Annotated in this window: 14 protein-coding genes and 1 pseudogene; 10 read left to right on the forward strand and 5 right to left on the reverse strand. The window is 70.3% G+C overall.

Annotated elements, in window-relative coordinates; genetic code table 11:
- Nucleotides 1-48: 48 nt before the first annotated feature.
- The 3 genes from ACIHEJ_RS09550 to ACIHEJ_RS09560 all read right to left on the reverse strand — a co-directional run bounded on the left by ACIHEJ_RS09550 (nt 49) and on the right by ACIHEJ_RS09560 (nt 2,804).
- Nucleotides 49-1,452: an NAD(P)/FAD-dependent oxidoreductase gene (locus ACIHEJ_RS09550; protein ID WP_400133578.1), complete on the reverse strand. Its 1,404-nt coding sequence runs from the start codon at nt 1,450-1,452 to the stop codon at nt 49-51.
- Nucleotides 1,449-1,667: a ferredoxin gene (locus ACIHEJ_RS09555; protein ID WP_400133580.1), complete on the reverse strand. Its 219-nt coding sequence runs from the start codon at nt 1,665-1,667 to the stop codon at nt 1,449-1,451. Before ACIHEJ_RS09555 ends, ACIHEJ_RS09550 begins: the two co-directional genes overlap by 4 nt.
- Nucleotides 1,668-2,168: 501 nt before the next feature.
- Complete coding sequence (locus tag ACIHEJ_RS09560) at nt 2,169-2,804, reverse strand: TetR/AcrR family transcriptional regulator (protein ID WP_400133582.1); 636 nt, start codon at nt 2,802-2,804, stop codon at nt 2,169-2,171.
- Nucleotides 2,805-3,062: 258 nt separating this feature from the next.
- Here ACIHEJ_RS09560 and ACIHEJ_RS09565 point away from each other — a divergent pair, with 258 nt between their 5' ends.
- From ACIHEJ_RS09565 to ACIHEJ_RS09610, 10 genes and pseudogenes are all read left to right on the forward strand, one after another.
- Nucleotides 3,063-5,525, forward strand: coding sequence for a SpoIIE family protein phosphatase (locus ACIHEJ_RS09565; protein WP_400133583.1), 2,463 nt, complete (start codon nt 3,063-3,065; stop codon nt 5,523-5,525).
- A 67-nt stretch (nt 5,526-5,592) separates the two neighbouring features.
- Nucleotides 5,593-8,028, forward strand: coding sequence for a SpoIIE family protein phosphatase (locus ACIHEJ_RS09570; RefSeq protein ID WP_400133585.1), 2,436 nt, complete (start codon nt 5,593-5,595; stop codon nt 8,026-8,028).
- A gap of 315 nt (nt 8,029-8,343) precedes the next feature.
- A complete protein-coding gene (locus ACIHEJ_RS09575) occupies nt 8,344-9,927 on the forward strand; it encodes an FMN-binding glutamate synthase family protein (RefSeq protein ID WP_400133587.1) in 1,584 nt (527 codons plus the stop codon).
- Nucleotides 9,928-9,941: 14 nt separating this feature from the next.
- Nucleotides 9,942-11,702 (forward strand): thiamine pyrophosphate-dependent enzyme, encoded by a 1,761-nt coding sequence (locus ACIHEJ_RS09580; RefSeq protein WP_400133589.1) that lies wholly within the window; start codon nt 9,942-9,944, stop codon nt 11,700-11,702.
- A 643-nt stretch (nt 11,703-12,345) separates the two neighbouring features.
- Nucleotides 12,346-12,798, forward strand: coding sequence for an ATP-binding protein (locus ACIHEJ_RS09585; protein ID WP_400133590.1), 453 nt, complete (start codon nt 12,346-12,348; stop codon nt 12,796-12,798).
- 515 nt (nt 12,799-13,313) lie between these two features.
- A complete protein-coding gene (locus ACIHEJ_RS09590; protein ID WP_400133592.1) occupies nt 13,314-13,658 on the forward strand; it encodes a MerR family transcriptional regulator in 345 nt (114 codons plus the stop codon).
- 204 nt (nt 13,659-13,862) lie between these two features.
- On the forward strand, nt 13,863-15,113 hold the full coding sequence (locus ACIHEJ_RS09595; protein ID WP_400133594.1) for a PP2C family protein-serine/threonine phosphatase: 1,251 nt from the start codon (nt 13,863-13,865) through the stop codon (nt 15,111-15,113).
- A 122-nt stretch (nt 15,114-15,235) separates the two neighbouring features.
- Complete coding sequence (locus tag ACIHEJ_RS09600) at nt 15,236-16,081, forward strand: RNA polymerase sigma factor SigF (RefSeq protein WP_400133595.1); 846 nt, start codon at nt 15,236-15,238, stop codon at nt 16,079-16,081.
- A gap of 387 nt (nt 16,082-16,468) precedes the next feature.
- Nucleotides 16,469-16,606: pseudogene (locus tag ACIHEJ_RS09605) on the forward strand (hypothetical protein); the annotation flags it as partial.
- A 131-nt stretch (nt 16,607-16,737) separates the two neighbouring features.
- On the forward strand, nt 16,738-16,881 hold the full coding sequence (locus ACIHEJ_RS09610) for a hypothetical protein (protein WP_400134015.1): 144 nt from the start codon (nt 16,738-16,740) through the stop codon (nt 16,879-16,881).
- Nucleotides 16,882-17,202: 321 nt separating this feature from the next.
- Here the strand turns inward: ACIHEJ_RS09610 and ACIHEJ_RS09615 are convergent, their stop codons facing one another.
- Together ACIHEJ_RS09615 and ACIHEJ_RS09620 are read right to left on the reverse strand one after the other, a co-directional pair.
- Nucleotides 17,203-17,721, reverse strand: a complete 519-nt coding sequence (locus ACIHEJ_RS09615) for a hypothetical protein (protein ID WP_400133597.1) — start codon at nt 17,719-17,721, stop codon at nt 17,203-17,205.
- Between the two features lie 103 nt (nt 17,722-17,824).
- Nucleotides 17,825-19,783, reverse strand: coding sequence for an amino acid transporter (locus ACIHEJ_RS09620; RefSeq protein ID WP_400133599.1), 1,959 nt, complete (start codon nt 19,781-19,783; stop codon nt 17,825-17,827).
- Nucleotides 19,784-20,077 lie beyond the last annotated feature (294 nt).

The raw sequence follows: 20,077 nt of genomic DNA on the forward strand, positions 1-20,077 counted from the left end.
TCTTCCTGTCGGTGCTGTCCGCCTGCACGGCTCGATCCGGCGGGCGCGTCAGTGACGGCGCGGCCGGAACTCGGCCGTCCGCTCGCTCGGGGCATGGCCGGTCAGGACGACGTCGGGGACCGCCGTCGGGACCCGTGGGTCCGGAAACTCGGCCGGCATCGGCTTCATGTCGGCCGGCTGGTCCCAGCCCGGCGGCGGGGGCGGGAACGGACCGGACTGCTCGATCAGCTTCCCGTAGTACTCCAGCCACTTGCCGTGATCGAAGGTGACGGCGGCGACGATGCGGCCCCGGTGACCGTAGGCGGCAGCGAAACGGCGCTCCTCGACCGATCCTTGGGTGAAGACGATCTCGTCACCGAAAGGCGGCACGCCGACGGACTTGATGTTCACGCCGAACTGACCGGACCAGAAGCCGGGCAGCAGCAGATGCGGGCGGTAGTGGGGCTCCAGGTTCACCATGTTGTGCGCCGCGACCTCGGCGCCGAAGACGGCGTTGTCCCAGTGCTCCATCGCCAGGAACTGGTACTCGTAGAGCACATGCGGCGCACGCGCCACGTCACCTGCCACGTAGATGCTGTCGGTGACCACACCGTTGATGTCGAAGGCACGACCACCGGCGTCGCACCCGACGCCCCAGAAACCGGCCGCCAGCCCGGAGCCCTCCAGCCATTCCACGTTGCGGATCGACCCCAGCGAGGCCACCACCACATCGGCGTCCACGGTGGCACCGTCCGAGAGCCGAGCACGCCGCACGTGCCCGCCGGAGTCGCCCTCCAGTGACGACACCCCCAGCCCGCAGCGCAGGTCCACGCCGTGATCGCGCTGCATTTTCGCGGCGATCTCCCCGATCACCCCGCCCAGCGCGCCGACCAGCGGCGCCGAACCCCGCTCGACGACGGTCACCGGGATGCCCAGTTCGCGGCAGACGGAGGCCACTTCCGAGCCGATGAACCCGGCGCCGATGACCAGGACCCGCGACGGCGACTCGGCCAGCGCCTTCTGCAGCTGGGCGGCATCATCACGCGAGCGAATCGTGTGGACCCCGCCCAGGGCGGCCTCGTCCGGGTTCGGCCACTGTCGCGCCCGGGTCCCCGTGGCGATGAGCAACCGGTCGTACGGGACGTGCTCGCCGTCGGCCAGGCGCACCTGCTTGGCGACCCGGTCCAGCCCGATGGCGGCCACCCCGAGCCGCCACTGCGCATCCACTTCTCGCAGGCGCGGCAGCTTGGTGTGGTCGGCCGGCACCCAGCCCTTGAGCACCTGCTTGGACAGCGGAGGACGGTCGTAAGGCTCGTACGGCTCGTCCCCGATGATGGTCAGGGAACCGGTGAAGCCCTCCTCCCGCAAGGTTTCCGCGGCCCGCAGCCCGGCCAGAGAGGCACCCACGACGACGATCCGGCCGTTGGCCCTGAACTCGCGCACCAGCTCCGCGACCGTTGCCCGCAACGTCATGACGTCGCGCTCCCGTCCGCGCCGTCCGAGCGGTCGATCACGATCGCCTGTACCGGGCACGCCGCGGCGGCTCGCTCGACCTGCAGGCGCCGCTCGTCATCGGGGTTCGGCTCGTAGGTGAGCGCCTCCTGGCCAGTCAACCTGAAGACGTCGTGAGCCAGGTACACGCATTGCGCATATCCCTGGCATCGATTCAAGTCCACGACGATCCGCATGAGCAGACTCCTTCCGCTCTGCCTTCCGCCCCGCGGGGTCATCGACGTGGTCCTGCGGCCGTGGAGCGGTTCTCGAGGCCCCTGTCAGGCGACTCGGCCGAATGTCTCACCTGTCACCCCGGCCGAGGCCCTGGCTGCGCAGCTTGCATGTCCAGTGGCTGAGAGCGTCCCGGGCCGAAGGGCCGGGTACGGCATCCGAATGGCGTCGGCGTCTGTTGGGCCTAGAAAAATAGTCGTCCCGCCCGACGACGTCCGCAAACCCGCCGATGCGGAGAACAGGCTGCCTCAAGGCGGTTGAGGCTCTTGGACCATCGATCGGTTCACGCAGGTCAGGGGCTTGCGCAAGGCCTGTCCGCAACAAAGCGGCCGTTGCGATCACGAGCGTTGGGGGAGACACCCCGGCCTCCCGTCGACCGGACCCGGCGGTGGCTGGTGTCCGTGGCGGGCACAGGCTCCCTGTCCCGGGGGGGACTGGGGACGACGGCAGACGGCACGTCGTGTTCACGCCGCAGCGGGAAGGGGCCGCCGGGCGAGGTCACGGGCCTCGTCCGCGCAGAGGCCGAGCATGTGCAGGAGCATCTCGGCCATTTTCCCGGCTGCATGGTCCCTGTCGGCCTCGGGCTGACAGATCCACAGCTGCAGGAGCGCCAGCAGGCTGCCGTTCAGCGCGGTCAGGGCGATCACCGGGTCGATCACGGTGAAGCGGCCGGAAGCCATGCCCTGCTCCACGTCGCGCCTCGCGCGCGGAGCCAGTCCGCGGCCGGCGCATATGCGGCCGAGGTCGCTGTGGCAGAGAATCCGCATGATCTCCGGGTGTGAGTCGGCCATGCGTGCGCTGAGCCGCACACCGTCGGCGAGGCGCTCGGCGGGGTCGTCGACGCCGTACAGATGTCGGTCGACGGCTCGGGCGAACTCCTCCAGGGCATCGGCCACGGCCGCGTCGAACAGGTCCGGCTTGCACGTGAAGTGGTTGTAGAACGAGCCGAAGCCGACGTCGGCGAGCTCCGCGATGGTCCGGATGCTGGCGCTCGTATCGCCCGAATCGGCCAGAAGCTGCCGCGCGGCGCGGACGAGCGCCTGCCGGGTCTCGGCCCGACGGCGTTCGAATCGATTCCTGGGTGAGGCTGACATCGGCATACACCGCAGACAAGGTCACCAGTTCTGATGAATTCATCATCGCGCTGTTGGTGCGGATTGTCCACCCGGCCTCCCCTCGTCACACTGTGCGGGCCATATGTGATTGAACAATCAGTTCTGGTGGTCTTGACGATGAAGCGGTCGTATCTGATTATTTCATCAGAAATGGACAAAATGCGGTGTAGTGCTGGCGGAGGCGGGCGGTGGCGCCCACTTGCCGGCACCTCCTCACCTCCGCACCGAAAGGGATCGACCACGATGACGCATAGCGACCACACGCCACTGGCCAGGCCGGTGCGCCCCGGCGAGATACCGGACGCGGCGATAGCGATGATCGATGTGGACGGGACGGTGGCGGCGTGGACGCAGGCCGCTGAGCAACTCGTCGGGTACCCGGCCGCGGAAGTGGTGGGCCGGTCCGCCGCGCACGTGCTGCCGCCCCCCGAGGAGGCCCGAAGGGCTTCGCTGTTCGCCGAGCAGTGCCGTGCCCGCAATGGCTGGTCCGGCACCGCCGCGGTCCGCCACCGTGACGGCCACACGCTCAAAATGTCCCTGCGGGTCTCGCCGTTGTGGGGACGGAACGCCGGCACCCGGTGGCTGGTGTCCGTGACCGACATAGGCGCCCTGTCCTCGGGGCCCGCCAACGGACCGGTGCGGGAGTCGCTCCTCGCCCATGCGCCGATCGGCATCGTGGTGTACGACCCGCAGTTGCGCTGCACCTGGGTGAACGACGCCATGGAGCGCCACGACGGCATTTCCCGTGACCGGCGGTTCGGACGCCGCCTGAAGGACTCGCTGCCCGCCGTGGAGGCCGAAGCGCTCGAGGTGGTGATGCGGCAGGTGCTGCAGAGCGGTACCACCATGGTCCACGAGTACCGGGCGTGGCCGCCGACGGACGGGCGCCGTGAGCACGCGTTCTCGGCCTCGTTCTTCTGCCTCCAGGACGCGGACGGCGCCGCGATGGGCGTGTGCTCCATGACCGTGGACGCCACCGGGAACCGGCGGGCGCGCGAGCGCCTGGCCATCCTCAGCGAGGCGAGTACGCGCATCGGCAGCACGCTCGACGTCATGCAGACGGGGCAGGAACTGGCCGAGCTCGCCGTGCCCCTGCTGGCCGACCACGCCCTCGTCGATCTGGTCGAGTCGGTTCCGTTCGGCGTGGAGCCCTCGGCACGGACCGGCACGGCGAGCAGCCGCCCGCCGCTGCTGCGGCGTGCCGGGCTGGCCTCCATCGACCTGGGGATACTGAAGCTGCCGTGGGTGCGGGAAGAGGTGATCCACGCCCACCCGAGCTCATCGTTCGCAGCCGCCCTGCGCACGGGCAGGTCGCACCTCGAACCAGTTCTCGACACCCATGCCGGCCCCTGGGTCGACCACGACCCGGTGCGGGCGCGGAAAGTGCGGGACAGCGGCGTCCACTCCCTGATGGTCGTGCCCATCCGTGCGCGGCGCTGCGTGCTGGGGCTGGCGCTGTTCGCACGCTCCGAGGAACAGACGCCGTTCCAGGAGGACGATCTGCTCCTCGCCGAGGAGCTCGTCACCCGGGCCGCGCTCTGCCTGGACAATGCCCTGCAGTACGCGCGCGAGCGCACCGCGGCCCTCACCCTGCAACGCGACCTGCTTCCCCACCGGGTGCAGGGCGGTGCCGCCGTCGAGGTGGCCTCGCGCTACGTGCCGGCCGACCTGGATCACGGCGTGGGAGGCGACTGGTTCGACGTGATCGAGCTGTCCGGCGCGCGGGTGGCCCTCGTCGTCGGCGACGTCGTCGGACACGGCATCAACGCCGCGGCGACCATGGGCAGGCTCCGCACGGCCGTACGCACGCTCGCGGACCTCGACCTGCCGCCCGACGAACTGCTGGCACACCTCGACGACACGGTCCGGCGGCTGAACGACGAAGACTGCGACGTCTCCGACCCGGTCCCCGCGGTGGTGGGTGCCACCTGTCTGTACGCCGTCTACGACCCGGTCACCCGAGGGTGCACGCTGGCGCGGGCCGGGCATCCACCGCCCCTGATCGTCGACGCGCAGGGCAGGGTCACCGTCCCCGACCTGCCCGCCGGGGCCCCGTTGGGTCTGGGTCTCGGCCTGGTGCCCTTCGAGTCCGTGGAAGTGGACCTGCCCGAAGGAAGTGTCCTCGCCTTCTACTCCGACGGCCTGGTCGAGTCCCGCGACGAGGACATCGACGTCGGCCTGCAGCGCCTGGGCGCCGCCCTGGCGCAGCCCGGTGCCTCCCTGGAGGACCTGTGCTCGCGGGCGATGAAGACGTTGCCGGCTCGGGCAGCAGCCGACGACGTCACCTTGCTCCTCGCGCGGACCCGCGCGCTGAAGCCCGCCCAAGTCGCCTCGTGGGACCTGCCGAACGAACTCGTCACCGTCACGACAGCCCGGCAACTGGCCGTCCGTCAGCTCAGGCAGTGGGGTCTGGAGCCGCTGGTGACAGCCGTGGAGTCGATCGTCAGCGAACTGGTCACCAATGCGATCCGCCACGGCGGCGGCCCGAGCCGCCTGCGGCTCATCCAGCACCGGGTGCTGACGTGTGAGGTCTCCGACACCTGCACCGGCCCACCGCGCCCCCGTCATCCCCGCCCTCTCGACGAGCACGGCCGCGGCCTGTACCTGGTCGCGCGACTGTCGCGCAGGTGGGGTTCCCGCTCGGCTGTGGACGGCAAGGTCGTCTGGGCCGAACGAGACCTGCCGTCCGCAGCCGGCGCCGTCTGAGTGCCGACAGCCGTCACAGGACGCCCTTCACCCGCAGCCGCGGACCCTCGCAACGGAAGCCAGAGACATGGACACACCGACTGTTGAAAACCCCGACCCGGCAGGCGCCTCCCGAGGAGCGACGAGCGTCGTCGGCACCCCCGGCGGTGAACCGCCCGCCTTCGAAGGTCTGGCCGCGGCCGTGCTCGACGGTCGAGGCACGGTGGTGGGGTGGACCTGCACAGCACAGGAACTGACCGGGTTCAGCGCCGACGAGGTCCACGGCCGCCCCGTGCAGGAACTGGTGGCCGACCTCCCGCACGGCCCGCGCAAGGTCACGCTGTGGCCGACGACCGGCCGGATACGACTGCGCCACCAGCGCGGCAACACGATCGACGTCACATTCCGTACCACACAGGTGAAGGGCTCGGCGGACTTCCTCGTGCTCGCGGCCCCCACCCCTCATGTCGCCGACCGCCGGCATGGCGCAGCTCTCCTGCGCGCACTGTCCGCACAGAACCGGATCACGATCGCCCTGCACGACACGGATCTCACCACCGTGCAGACGAACGCCATGCCGGACACTCCGGACGGCCGTCCGATACAGCCCGGCACCCGACTGGGAGACGTGCTGTGTGCCGAGGACGCCGAGAGCATCGAGGCGGTGCTGCGGCAGGTGCTCGAGACGGGTGTCCCGGTGATCCACAGGAACCAGCGAGTGAGCTGGCGGCACCGCCCGGCGCGGCGGCACGCGCTGTCGCTGTCCGCCTTCCCCCTGGAGGACGCGCGAGGACGCCCCGCGGGGGTCGCAGCCCTGTACATAGACGACACCGACCAACTGCGTGCCCGTCGGCAGCTGGATCTCGCCCATGAGGTTGCCGAGCGCGTGGGAGGGTCCCTGGATGTCGTGCGGACCGGGCAGGATCTCGCGGACGTCCTCGTACCCACCTTCGGTGATCTCGCCGCGGTCGACCTCGCGCACGCCGTCTTCGACGGTGACGAACCCGCCGGGCGGCTGGGCGGAGGAGATCTGCACCTGCGCATCGCGGCCCTGGCGCCGACCACGGCGGCCTGGCCGCCCGGCATCCAGCGCGGCAACCTCGTCCCACCCCTGTCCGACCACCCCCTCCTGCTCCGCTTCCGGCGCGGCGAGACGGTCGTCTACGGCCGGGACGACTACACCGCCCTGATCGGCGGCCCACCGTGTGTCGAGGAGTTCCTCCCGCAGGACACCCACACGGTGATGGTGGCGCCGCTGCACGCCCACGGCCTCACCCTCGGCGCGATCGTGATCTGGCGAACCGGCCCGTCCGAACCGTTCACCGAGGACGAGGTGGATCTCATGCGGCAGATCGCCTCACGGGGAGCACTGGCCATCGACAACGCCCGCCGCTACACACGCGAGCACAGAGCGGCCATGGCCCTGCAGCAAAGGCTCCTCCCTCCGGCCACGACCGACACCCCGGCGGCCGAGACCGCCGGCGTCTACCTGCCCACAGGGCGTGGGGCCGGCACGAGCGGCGACTGGTACGACGCCATCCGCCTGCCCTCGCTCCGGCTGGCCCTCGTCGCCGGAGACGTGATCGGCCACGGCATACCCGCCAGCGCCACCATGGGCCGTCTGCGCGCCGCCATCCAGACCCTCGCCGACCTCGAACTGGAGCCGGACGAGTTGCTCACGCGGATCGCCGACCTGGTCCAGCGCCTCGCGGCGGAAGCACCACCGGGCGACCACGACGTCATGGGCGCCACCTGCCTGTACGCGGTCTACGACCCGGTCACCCGACGCTGTGCCATGGCCAGTGCCGGGCACCCGCCGCCCGTGCTGGTACGGCCCGACGGAACCACTGAAGCCGTCGACGTCTCCCCAGGGCCGCCCCTCGCCGTCTGCGGCATGCCGTACGAGACGACCGTGATCGACCTCGAGCCGGGCAGCGTCCTCGCGCTCTACACCGACGGCCTGGTCCACCGCGGCGCGCACGACAGCGACGACGGGCTCAAGCGGCTGACCGATGCCCTCGCCACCTCCTGTCGCCCGGACCGCGCCCTGGGCGAGACCGGCAGGGCCCTCCTCGGCGATCTGGTGGGCGAAGCACCGCGTGACGACGTGACCCTGCTGCTGGCACGCACCCGCGCCGTACCGGCCGAGGACACCGCTCACTGGCGGATACCGGCCGATCCGGCTGCTGTCTGCGATGCCCGGGCATGGGCGACCCGCCAACTCACCGCATGGGGGTTGGACGACCTCCTCTTCACCACCGAACTCATCGTCAGCGAGCTGGTCACCAACGCGATCCGCCACGGTCGTCCGCCGGCGGAGCTGCGGCTGATCCGCCACGGTGTTCTCATCTGCGAGGTCACCGACTCCAACACCGCCCAACCTCGCCTGCGCCGCGCTCGCACCACCGACGAGGGCGGACGCGGCCTGTTCCTCGTCGCCCGGCTCGCCGAGCGCTGGGGCTGCCGCCACGGCCGGAACCACAAGACCATCTGGTCCGAGCAGCCCCTCCCGAGTTCCCGCTGATCACGCCCGGAGTTCGTCGCGGGGCCTCCGTGTGATGGCGGGTGATACGGCGGAGCCCTGTCGGGAACCATCCCGGCGGGGCCTTCGCTGAGTTCGTCGCGGCCGCCGTTGACCTGTCGGCCTCCGCGGACGCCGGTCACCCGGCCTCCGCGGCCGGAAGCGCATCTGCTCGACGCCGGCCGGGCGCGGCAGCGGAGTCTTCGGAGTCGGCGGCACCGTACGCCGCTCTCTCCGGTGGACGCCTGCCGCCCCGGCGCCGGTGACCCGAGGACGTCTCCCAGGACTGGACAGCGATCGCCCGGCAATGAGCAAGGGGTGACACGCATCGCAATCGTCGTCCTGACTCTCGTCGCAGGTGTACTGGCGTCCCTGGCAGCGGCCTGGATCTCCCCTTGGTGGCTGATCGTCGCCGTACCGGTGATGCTGCTGGGTTTGGTGGGCGCATGGGATCTGCTGCAGCGCCGGCATTCGGTGTTGCGCAACTATCCGGTCCTCGGTCACGCCCGCTTCCTCATGGAGCGCATCCGTCCGGAGCTTCAGCAGTACTTCATCGAGCGGAACTACGATGGACGACCCTTCGACCGGGACGTGCGCAGCATCGTCTACGAGCGGGCCAAGGGCACCGACGCGGAGGAACCGTACGGCACCGAACGGGACGTGTACCAGCCCGGTCACGAGTTCCTGGTGCCGTCGATGGCGCCGCGACCGGTCCCGAAGGCCCCGCCGCGCGTGCGGATCGGCGGTCCGGACTGCGGCCGGCCCTACGACATGGCGCTGCTGAACGTCTCCGCGATGAGCTTCGGCTCACTGTCCGCCAACGCCGTCCTCGCTCTCAACGGGGGTGCGGCGGCGGGAGGTTTCGCACAGGACACCGGTGAGGGCGGGCTGTCGGAGCACCACCTGCGTCCCGGTGGGGACCTGGTATGGGAGATCGGCACCGGATACTTCGGCTGCCGTACCGGGCAAGGCGACTTCGACGCGGCCGAGTTCGCCGACAAGGCCGCGCACGAACACGTCAAGTGCGTGTCCCTGAAACTGTCGCAGGGAGCCAAGCCCGGCATCGGCGGTGTGCTCCCGGGCGCCAAGGTGAACGCCGAGATAGCCCGGGTCCGGGACGTGCCGCAAGGACGGACGGTCGTCTCTCCGCCGTACCACCGGGTGTTCTCCACCCCGCGCGAACTCGTGCGCTTCGTCGCCCGCATGCGGGAGCTGTCCGGTGGCAAGCCCGCCGGGTTCAAGCTCTGCGTGGGCTCGCGCCGGCAGTTCCTGGCCGTGTGCAAGGCCATGCTGGAGGAAGGCACGGCACCCGACTTCATCGTGGTCGACGGCGCCGAGGGCGGCACCGGTGCGGCGCCGCTGGAGTTCGCGGACCATGTGGGTACCCCGCTCACCGAGGGGCTGCTCACCGTGCACAACGCCCTCGTGGGCACGGGCCTGCGCGACCGCATCAAGATCGGCGCGAGCGGCAAGATCGCCACCGGGACCGACCTGGTCAAACGCATGGTGCAGGGTGCCGACTACGGCAACGCCGCGCGGGCGATGATGTTCGCCGTCGGCTGCATCCAGGCGCAGCGGTGCCACACGAACACCTGCCCCACCGGCGTCACGACCCAGGACCCCCGCCGAGCCCGCGCCCTCCACGTCCCCGACAAAACGGCACGCGTACAGCGCTTCCAGGAAGCGACCGTGGCCAGCGCCTTGCAGATCATGGCGTCCATGGGCGTCACCGACCCCGCCCAACTGCGTCCGCACATGCTCCGACGGCGCGTCGACCCCGTCACCGAGCGTTCCTACGAGGAACTGTACGAGTGGCTTGAGCCGGGGCAGTTGCTCGCCGAGCCGCCGGCCTCCTGGGCGGCCGACTGGAACGCCGCCGACCCCGACCGCTTCACCATCTGACCCGGAGGACTCACATGGCCCGTACCGTTGCCCGCGCCATCGTGGACGCGCTGAGCGAACTCGGCGTGCGCCAGGTGTTCGGCGTCGTGGGAGACGCGCTCAATCCGCTGACCGACGCCATCCGCACCACCGACGGCCTGGAATGGGTGGGCTGTCGGCACGAGGAGGCGGCGGCCTTCGCCGCGAGCGCCCAGTCGCAGCTCACCGGAACGCTCGGGGTGTGCATGGGCACCGTCGGACCGGGTTCCGTCCACCTCCTCAACGGGCTGTACGACGCGGCCAAGAGCCACGCCCCAGTTCTGGCGATCGCGGGCCAGGTGCCGCTCGCCGAACTCGGCAGCGACTACTTCCAGGAGGTGGACAACGACGCCCTCTTCAGCGACGTGGCCGTCTTCCGCGCCACCGTCACCTCGCCCGACCAGCTGCCGCAGATGCTGGAGACGGCGGTGCGCACCGCACGTGGCCGCAAGGGCGTCGCCGTACTCACCGTGCCGGGCGACCTGGGCGAGCGGGAGCTGACCGCCGACCGGCCGTCCCGGTTCTCCCTGAACCCTCCAGTGAGCCGGCCCGACGAGTCGGCCGTCCGCCGCGCCGCGGAACTCCTCGACCGCTCCGAACGGGTCACCCTGCTCGTCGGGGAGGGCGCCCGCGCGGCCCGCGAGGACGTCCTCGCTCTGGCCGACCGTCTGGCCGCACCGATGGTCCTCACCCTGAAGGCCAAGGCGGGTTACGAGGGCGAGACCAACCCCTTCCAGGTCGGCCAGACGGGACTGATCGGCAACCCCGCCGCCGCATCGGCCTTGCAGGACGCGGACACGATCCTCCTGCTCGGCACCGACTTCCCCTACCGTGACTGGTATCCCGAGGGCCGGACCGTCATCCAGGTCGACACCGAGGCCACCCACATCGGACGCCGTGTACCGGTCGAGGTCGGGCTCGTCGGGGACACCGGCGCCACCGTGCGTGACCTCCTGGGCCACCTCGCGGACGGCCCCGGTCCGGGCGGCGCCCGCGACCGCTCCCACCTGGACACGGCGCGTGAACGATTCGACCGGTGGCGCGCCGGTCAGGCACGGCTCGCCGACCCGTCGCACGACAAGGGCCTGCTGGGCCGAGTCCGCTCCGCGCTGGACAACCGCGCCCACGACATCCGCCCGGAGGCCCTGGCCGCGGCCGTCGACCGGGTCGCGGCCGACGACGCCGTCTTCACCTCCGACACGGGCATGGCCACCGTGTGGCTCTCGCGCTTCGTCGAGATGCGCGGCGAGCGGCGCCTCATCGGCTCCTACAACCTGGGCTCGATGGCCAACGCCATGCCCCAGGCCCTCGGCGCCCAGTGCCTGGACCGCGAGCGGCAGGTCGTGGCCTTCTGCGGTGACGGCGGGCTGAGCATGCTCCTCGGCGACCTCATGACCCTGAAGACGTACCGTCTTCCCGTCAAGCTCGTCGTCTTCGACAACCGTCGCCTGGGCATGGTGAAACTCGAACAGGAGCAGGCCGGTCTGCCTGAGTTCGGCACCGTGCTCGACAACCCCGACTTCGCCGCCGTGGCCGAGGCCATGGGCATCACCGGCATCCGCGTGACCGACCCGGCCGACGTCGAGCCCGCCGTGCGCCGCGCCCTGCGCAGTCCGGGCCCGGTCCTGCTCGATGTCCTCACCAATCCCGACGAGATCGCCGTTCCGGCCAAGCCGACGGTCGCGCAGGGCTGGGGCTTCGCGGTGGCCAAGGTGAAGGAAGTCGTGCGGAGCCACGGAGAGCCGAGCGAGAACTGATGTCGCCTTCAGGCGCCTACGAGCGGGTTCCACGGCGCTCACGGCCGAGGCCGATGCAGCCACCGGCAAGACGCTGACCCACCGTGGTCGCCAACCGGCATGCGAAGGCGTCGGGCTGAAGGTGGAGGATCCGGGGTCGATCCGGACCCTGTGGCGGCTGACACCGCCTGCCTCACCGGGGCCCGTACCGGCGAAGACCGCACCGGCCCGAACGGCGACGAGGCCCTGCTCGCCTTCGCCGCCGGCCGCGCCGGCGAGCCGCGCCCGGTGCGATCCAGGCCCTGACCGAACCGCTGCACGGTTTCGGTGACGGCCTCGACGACGACACCCGTGCCTGCGCTCGCCTCTGCGTGCCGCGCCTGCCGAAAGGGCGCCTTCCCTGTGGGCCCTCGCCCACCATGCAGCAGTGCAGCCCGGGCCGGCCGGGTGCCGGCGGTGGCGACCGGTTCCGCCGAAACACCTCGAAGGGCCTTCCCGGAACGTCCTGGGCGGTGCCCGGCATCGTATGAGGCGACGTCGCTGTGTGGCCTGGCCGACAGTCCGATCACCCTGATTGCCCGGCCCGATCACGGGTATCCGCGCCTGGAAGCATGAGGTAGCAGAGGCGGTGCGGATGGAACGGGCCTTGGTGGGCGAGGACAGCATGACGCCCCATTCGGACGACGCTCCCCTGAGCGCCGCGGTGGCACTGGACGGGCAGGGGTCCTGTATCGCCGAGGCGCGCCACACGGCTGCCGGTTTCCTGACCCGGATGCGCGCCGAGCACGGTATCGCGGTCTCGCAGCGGTCCGTGGAGGTGACGCAGCTGGTGGTGAGCGAGCTGGTGACCAATGCGCAGAAGTACGCCGTCGGCCCGATCCTGCTGGATCTGCGGATCGTCGGTGCTCTGGTGGAGGTCCAGGTGTGGGACTCCGATCCAGTGCTGCCGGTGGCTCGGGCCGCCGATGTGGGCCGGGTGGGGCAGCACGGCCTGGAGATCGTCATGGCCGTCTGCCAGGGCTTTGAAGTCATGCGGGAGCCGGTCGGCAAGCGCATCACCGCCCGTCTGGCCCTGACGGACGAACCGCTCGGTGTCAGCGCCTGGAGCGGCAGGTGAGCGACCGCCGGGCTCGACCGACGCTCGCCTGCGCGCCGACGCGGCCCGCCTCACCACCTTCCTAGTGCACCCGGGGTAGAAGCACACGCACGCTCCAGCGAGAAAAACTGTCATGGCGGCAGTAGACATTCCGCCGTCGTAGGGTTAACGTAATTCGCGTACCCAGAAGTCGAAGTGGGCACAGTAGGCACGAACTGCTGTGCAGCTAGTCAGAAGGACACGGCCCCAGTGGGGCTGTGAGCAGCACCCGCGGTATCCGCGTAATCGAAAGGTAAGGAGCAGAACGCCATCAGGATCGCCCGGGCGAGGAAGCAGTCCGCCCGGGTACCGCAAGGCCCCGGATTGGAAGGTGGTCCCCGGTCACGCATTCGCGATCCCCGCAGCCCCGCCCCCGCGGGCGACACCTGCGGAAAAAAGAGGCCGGCGCAGAGCGCCGGTAGATGGTGTTGAAAGCTCGGGGCCCGGGTGCCGTTCTGGCACCCGGGCCCCCCGACGCGTCTTGAAAGAAGAGGTCTATGCCGCCTGCCGGTACCCGTCCCGTCGGCCCTCTCGATGATGACGACTACCCCGCCTACACCATGGGTCGGGCCGCCGAGATGCTCGGCACCACCCCTGCCTTCCTCCGCGCCCTCGGTGAACACCGTCTGATCACCCCGCTGCGCTCCGACGGCGGGCATCGCCGCTACTCGCGTTACCAGCTGCGCATCGCCGCCCGCGCCCGAGAACTCGTCGACCAGGGCACCCCCATAGAGGCCGCCTGCCGCATCGTCATCCTCGAAGACCAGCTCGAAGAGGCGCAGCGCATCAACGAACAACTGCGCGCCGAGGGCGGTAAGCCTCAGCCGAGGACATCAGCCTGATCAGAGCGCCCGGCCCCGAGGCAACCGAGGCACCGCCGGCGGACGACGCCGCTGAGGGGCCGTACCGCCGTTCCGCAGCTCAGCCGTGCTCGGCGCGTCAACCGGACTCCGCCGGAAAGACACGTGCGAGCGGGCGTGACGGACGGACCGGGTGACGAGGGGCGAACCCGGGGAAGAAGGAGCGGCAACCGACAGGAGGTTGCCATGGGTGGCGGGGATCTGGAACTGGGGCAGCTTCTGGCCGCCGCCGAGGCGGCACCGCCCGGGGAGTCCGTCGAGGTACTCGCGAACGACCTGCGCAAGCGCTTCGGGGCGGAGCGTGTGTCGTTCCTGTTCGTCGACCTCGTGGGTCGGCGGCTGCTGCGCCTGACCGCACAGGCCGAGGACGACGCGGGGGACGCCGCCGAGCGGATCGACCTCGAAGGCAGTGTCTACGAAGCGGTCCTGCGCAGCCAGCGCCAGCACGCGGAACCGGACGGCCAGGGCGGGCGGCGCGTGATCTCGCCGGTGACCAACCGCGGCGACTGCATCGGTCTGCTGGAGGCGACGCTGCAGAACGCCGACGACTCCGTGCTTGCGCAGATCGAAGACGCGGCGCACGCACTGGCCTACATCATCGTCACCGACCGCCGTTTCACCGACCTGTACCACGCGGGCCGGCGCACCACCCGGACCAGCCTGGCCGCCGAGATCCAGCATCAGTTGCTTCCCTCGGCCTCCTGCTGCGAGGCTCCGCAGTTCACCCTCGCGGCAGGGCTGGTGCCGGCCGACGACATCGGCGGTGACACCTACGACTACACACTCGATCGCGACACACTGCACCTGTCCATCACCGACGCCATGGGACACGACACCAACTCCGCGCTGCTCGCCACGCTCCTGGTCGGCGCCATGCGCGGCGCCCGCCGCAGCGGCTGTGACGCACTTCAGCAGGCGCAGCGCGCCCATGACGCCCTGCTGACCCACAGCCGCGGCCTGGCCACCGGCCAATTGCTGTGCATCGGCCTCGCAACGGGCACCTGCGAACTGGTCAACGCAGGGCATCCGCGTCCCCTGCGTCTGCGCAGAGGCGCCGCCGAGGTCGAAGAGGTCCAGCTCGCGGTCAACCTCCCTTTCGGCGTGGCAGCCCCCGCCTCCTACCGTGTCCAGGAACTCCAACTTCGCCCCGGCGACCGTCTGATTCTGCTCACGGACGGCATGCAGGAACGCGGCGCCGGAGCCGTCGACCTGGCATCCCTCGTGTGGGACACCCGCACTTCACATCCCAGGGAAGCCGTGCGCAGCCTGACCACCGCGGTGCTGAACGCCTGTCGGGGAAACCTCAGGGACGACGCCACTGTTCTCATCCTGGACTGGCATGGTCCGCGGCGCGAAGAAGGGCAGGGCCCGGTCGCCGGGTTACCGGTGAGCAGCGGGCCGCCCGGGTCGAGGGTCTGGAACGGGCCGGCAGGGTGAGCGCCTGCGCGGGCCGATTCGTACGCAGCGCGGACATGAGTGCAGGATGAAGGGGTAGCCGCAGCATCGCCGGCCTTTCGGCGGGCAGCAGCGGTTGGTTCGGCTTTTGGGAGGGGAACAGTATGGCGCTCACGAGCACTCGGGTAGTGGACACGCAGACGGCCCGGTTGCCGGAGGTCGCTGACCCCTCCCGGGTGGCGCCGAAGGACGCCCGCGAGCTGTCCAAGGTCTTCTTCGATCAGCTGGCGGTGCTGGAGGAGGGAACGCCGGAGTACAGCTACGCGCGGAACACGCTGATCGAGATGAACATGTCCCTGGTCCGCTTCGCGGCCGGCCGGTTCCGCAGCCGGGGGCCGGAGGAGATGGAGGACATCGTCCAGGTCGGCATGATCGGTCTGATCAAGGCCATCGACCGGTTCGACCTGTCGAGGGAGGCGGAGTTCACCTCCTTCGCCATCCCCTACATCGTCGGTGAGATCAAGCGGTTCTTCCGCGACACGTCCTGGGCCGTGCACGTGCCGCGCCGGCTGCAGGAGGCTCGCGTGCAGCTCGCCAGGGCGACCGAGGAGCTGCGCAGCCGCTTGGGTCGTACCCCGACGGTCAAGGAGCTGTCGGAGCTGATGAGCCTGCCCGAGGAAGAGGTGTGCGAGGCACGCCTGGCCGCCAACGGCTACAACTCCTCCTCCCTGGATGCAGCGATCGGCACCAGCGAGGACGGCGAGAGCGCCCTGCAGGACTTCATCGGCAGCGAAGACCAGGCGCTGGAACTGGTCGAGGACTTCCATGCCCTCGCTCCACTGATCGCCGAACTCGACGAGCGGGACCGGCGGATCATCCACATGCGGTTCGTGGAGGAACTCACCCAGGCCCAGATCGGCGAACACCTGGGCGTCTCCCAGATGCATGTCTCCCGGCTCCTGTCGCGCACACTCGCCCGGCTGCGCGAAGGCATGCTCACCCATCACTGAGCCCGACGACCTCCGCACCCGGGAAGCCCGCCGCACACGCGGCGGGCTTCACCACGCCCGGTGGCCCACCTTGCGGCGCCGGTCGCGCCCTGCCGCGCCGCATCCGACACATCAAGGCAGTGATCACATAAGCCTTCGGCTCCCAGCGCGGCGGTCAGCAACAGCCACGGCGGCCGAGCGTGGCTGCCGCTGCTGATCGGCCTGACCGCGTTCACCGTCATGACCACCTGGCAACGCGGCCGCGAGATCGTCACCGCGGAACGCGCCCGGCAGGAAGGCCCGCTGCCCGAGTTCATCGACCAGCTGCGCAGTGGGAAGGTGCCGACGCTCCGGATCCCCGGTACGGCTGTCTTCCTCAACCGGGGCAAGCAGACCGCGCCGCTCGCCATGCGGGCCAACGTCGAACACAACCACGTGCGCCACGACCAGGTCGTGATCCTCTCCATCCAGACCGAGACCGTGCCCCGCGTCCCGGGCGACCAGCGGCTCGTCGTCGACGACCTCGGCTACACCGACGACGGGATCATCCACGTCACCGCCCGGTTCGGCTACATGGAGACACCGGACGTGCCCAGCACCCTGGCCATGCTCGACCCGGCCAGACCGAGGGGCCGCTGCAGCTCGACCAGGCGTCGTACTTCCTGTCGAAGATCGACCTGCGGCGGGGCAAGGCGCCGACGATGGCGCCCTGGCGCAAGCGGCTGTTCATCGCCACGTCCTACATCACGGCCGACGCCGCCGAGTACTTCGGCCTGCCCCGTGACCGCACCGTCATCATGGGCTCGCACATCGAGGTATAGACGCCCCGGTCGCCGAGGGACGCACGCCTCCAACGCGGCCATGGCGGCGGGAATGCGGGACGGCGTCCTGGCAAGGCGGCCAGGGAGGCGCCGACGATGCCGCAGACGCCGCCCAGGAGGCGTGCGGAGAAGCACTGAGTGGTCCCCTCGAAGGTGCACGTCGACGACTCGGACTCGACGCGGTGCGCGCATGTCACCCCTGGCATGCGCAAGCGCCTCGTGCTCGGGCTGACCGAGCAGGGGGAGGTGTCGCTCGACGCGCGGCGGAACATGCGTCCCCGATCGTCTGGCGTCGTCTTGGACCGGCTCCTCCGTGCCTGGTCAGGAGAGATCCGATGCCCGGAGGACCGCCTGCAGCGTCGCGTCGTCGATGCGGTGGCCCAGCCGGTCCAGGACATCCGCCCCCTGCCGCAGGGTCCCGCGCTCCAGTGAGCGGCGCACACCCGTGTCGAGCTCGTGCCAGAGCAACGGGTTGGCCGCAAGGGTCCGCGGATCGAGCTCCAGGCGGTGGCCGTGGATGTCGCGCAGGACCAGGTGGGAGGAAGGGCCGTCGTACTGTCGTACGGCCGTCAGCGCGTCCGTGCGGACGACGTGCCGGCGCCAGGGTGTGCGTACCGCGAGCCAGCCGGGGCCCGCGCTCACCAGGGGCGGCAGCAGGACGGCGCCCACCGCCGCAGTCAGGATGACCCAGAGCAGGGCGCGCAGGGGCGTGAGGCTTCCCGCGTCCCAGTCGACGAGCAGGGCCATGGCGCAGAACAGCAGGGCACAGCTGACCGCGAGCCGGGCGCTGCCACGCCAGTGGCGGTCGCCGGCCGGGCCCGTCGGTCCGTTCCGCTGCACGGAGCCGACGCTAGAAGGCCCTGCCGGGTCCGGCGACCGACGCTGACGGGGCCCTAACGCCGAACGGTTGAACCTTGACGGGATCCTGATGCCGCCGTCTGCGTCAGCCGGTGTGAACGCGGGGGCGTCGCTCCCGGTTCGGTTCCGCCTCGCGCAGGACCTCGCGGGTGACGGGGGCGACCTCGCCCTGGCCGAAGAGGAAGAAGCGGAGGAAGTTGGCGAAGGGGTTGCCCTCGGTCCACTCGAAGTAGATGTGCGGGGTGCAGCCCGTCATGTCCCGGACGTGGAGGAGGAGCGCGGCGAGGGCGTTGGGGATGGAGGAGGACTCGACCGTCAGCACGCGATAGCGGTTGTGCAGGACCTCGCCCCGTACGGTCAGGCCGGCCTCGAACTCGGAGGGGTCGGTGACCGTGACCTCGACGAAGACGAAGTCCTCCTGCTCGGGCATGTCGTTGTCGGCCCGTATCTGTTCGACCTTGTCGCGGTACTGGGCCTTGTCCCGCCGGCCCGGCTCGTTGGCGATGAACCGGATCTTCCGGCTGGCGATGTCGCGGATGAATCGTTCCGCCATGTCGTCCAGCTCGACATGGGTCACGCGCAGCTCGAAGGCGCGGGCCAGCCGGGAGGCCAGGGAGATGAGAATGATGCCGACGATGAAGCAGGCGCCGATCTTCACACCGTCCGGGCGCTCGATGACGTTCGCCACGGTCACGTAGAGCAGGACGGCCGAGACGACCGCGAAGCCGATGGTCCACCCGCGCTGGGCGGCGCGGCGGGCGGCGATGGTCACGGCGATGGCCGCGGAGGACATCAGGACCAGTACACCGGTGGCGTACGCCCCGCCCTGCGCGTCGACGTTGGCGTCGAAGATCCAGGTCACCAGGAAGGCGACCAGCGTGAAGACGATCACCATCGGGCGTACCGCCCGCGCCCAGTGCGGGGCCATGCCGTAGCGCGGCAGGTAACGCGGCATGAGATTGAGCAGGCCGGCCATCGCGGAGGCGCCGGCGAACCACAGGATGGCGATGGTCGAGAGGTCGTAGACCGTGCCGAAGGCGTTGCCCAGGTACTCGTGGGCGAGATAGGCGAGTGCACGGCCGTTGGCCTGGCCACCCGTCTTGAACTCGTTCGCCGGGATCAGCACCGCGGTGATGAAGGCGGTGGCGATGAGGAACACGCTCATGATGAGCGCGGCGGCCGTCAGCAGCTTCTTGGTGTCCCGGATGCGGCCCTTGGGGTTGTCCTCGGTGTCGTCGGGGTCGCCCTGGACGTGGGGCATGACGGCGACGCCGGTCTCGAAGCCGGACAAGCCGAGGGCGAGCTTGGGGAAGACCAGCAGGGACACGCCGATCATGGCGAGGACGTTGCCGTGCTGGGTGGTCAGGGCGCTGGTCCAGTCGGTGACCACGTGCCCGGCGGTCAGGACGTGCCAGAAGCCGACGACCACGACGACGGCGTTCAGGGCGAGATAGACCACGACCAGGGCGACGGCGACACCGATCGCCTCCAGGAAGCCCTTGAGGAACACCGCGCCCAGCAGCGCCACCAGCAGCAGCGTGATCAGCATCTGCTGGCCGTGCAGCACGTTCGTCAGGTGCGGGTTCTCGATGAGGTGGGTGGAGGCGTCCGCGGCGGACAGGGTGATGGTGATCAGGAAGTCCGTCGCCGCGAAGCCCAGCAGCGTCAGCACGAACAGCTTGCCCTTCCAGAAGGACAGCAGCTGTTCCAGCATGGCGATGGAGCCCTCGCCGTGCGGGCTCTCCTCGGCCACCCTGCGGTAGACGGGAAGGGCTCCGGCCAGGGTGACCACGACGAGGACCAGCGTGGCGATCGGGGAGAGCAGGCCGGCCGCCAGGGCGGCGATGCCGGGCTGGTAGCCGAGGGTGGAGAAGTAGTCGACACCGGTCAGGCACATCACCCGGTACCAGCGCTGGCCCTTGTGCGGCGGCTCGGGCTCGGCGTGCGGGCCGGTGTGGCCGCCGTGCTTGCCCATGTCGGACAGGCCCTCCAGCATCCACGTGCGCAGGCGGCTGGTACTGGGAGGGTGGTCGGTGGTGGCCATGGACGTGCTCTCCTGATGTGCGGCTCAGCGTGGGGTTCGGGCCGTCACGCGGACGGCGGCACCAGCGTAAGCAAGGAGTGACGTATGGGCCCACATGTATGTCCGCCTCACGCGTCAAGACCGCGTTAAGGCCGAGCGTGTCGCCTGCTGCGCCTTCATTGCCGGACACCCAGCGTCATGTCGTACGCCGTTTCCCCGCCGCCCCGCAGCCAGGTGATGCGGACCCGCAGACTGCTCGCGTCCGGATGAAGGGACGGACGCCCACTGAGGCTCCCGTCGGTGCAGGTGCCATCC

The organism is Streptomyces sp. NPDC052301, from assembly GCF_044593395.1.
Taxonomy (GTDB): Bacteria; Actinomycetota; Actinomycetes; order Streptomycetales; family Streptomycetaceae; genus Streptomyces.

What these genes read in the sequence shown, in the direction of transcription:
- ACIHEJ_RS09550 (WP_400133578.1), bottom strand. Translation starts at nt 1,452, where the DNA reads ATGACGTTGCGGGCAACGGTCGCGGAGCTGGTGCGCGAGTTCAGGGCC.
- ACIHEJ_RS09555 (WP_400133580.1), bottom strand. Translation starts at nt 1,667, where the DNA reads ATGCGGATCGTCGTGGACTTGAATCGATGCCAGGGATATGCGCAATGC.
- ACIHEJ_RS09560 (WP_400133582.1), bottom strand. Translation starts at nt 2,804, where the DNA reads ATGCCGATGTCAGCCTCACCCAGGAATCGATTCGAACGCCGTCGGGCC.
- ACIHEJ_RS09565 (WP_400133583.1), top strand. Translation starts at nt 3,063, where the DNA reads ATGACGCATAGCGACCACACGCCACTGGCCAGGCCGGTGCGCCCCGGC.
- ACIHEJ_RS09570 (WP_400133585.1), top strand. Translation starts at nt 5,593, where the DNA reads ATGGACACACCGACTGTTGAAAACCCCGACCCGGCAGGCGCCTCCCGA.
- ACIHEJ_RS09580 (WP_400133589.1), top strand. Translation starts at nt 9,942, where the DNA reads ATGGCCCGTACCGTTGCCCGCGCCATCGTGGACGCGCTGAGCGAACTC.
- ACIHEJ_RS09585 (WP_400133590.1), top strand. Translation starts at nt 12,346, where the DNA reads ATGACGCCCCATTCGGACGACGCTCCCCTGAGCGCCGCGGTGGCACTG.
- ACIHEJ_RS09590 (WP_400133592.1), top strand. Translation starts at nt 13,314, where the DNA reads ATGCCGCCTGCCGGTACCCGTCCCGTCGGCCCTCTCGATGATGACGAC.
- ACIHEJ_RS09595 (WP_400133594.1), top strand. Translation starts at nt 13,863, where the DNA reads ATGGGTGGCGGGGATCTGGAACTGGGGCAGCTTCTGGCCGCCGCCGAG.
- ACIHEJ_RS09600 (WP_400133595.1), top strand. Translation starts at nt 15,236, where the DNA reads ATGGCGCTCACGAGCACTCGGGTAGTGGACACGCAGACGGCCCGGTTG.
- ACIHEJ_RS09620 (WP_400133599.1), bottom strand. Translation starts at nt 19,783, where the DNA reads ATGGCCACCACCGACCACCCTCCCAGTACCAGCCGCCTGCGCACGTGG.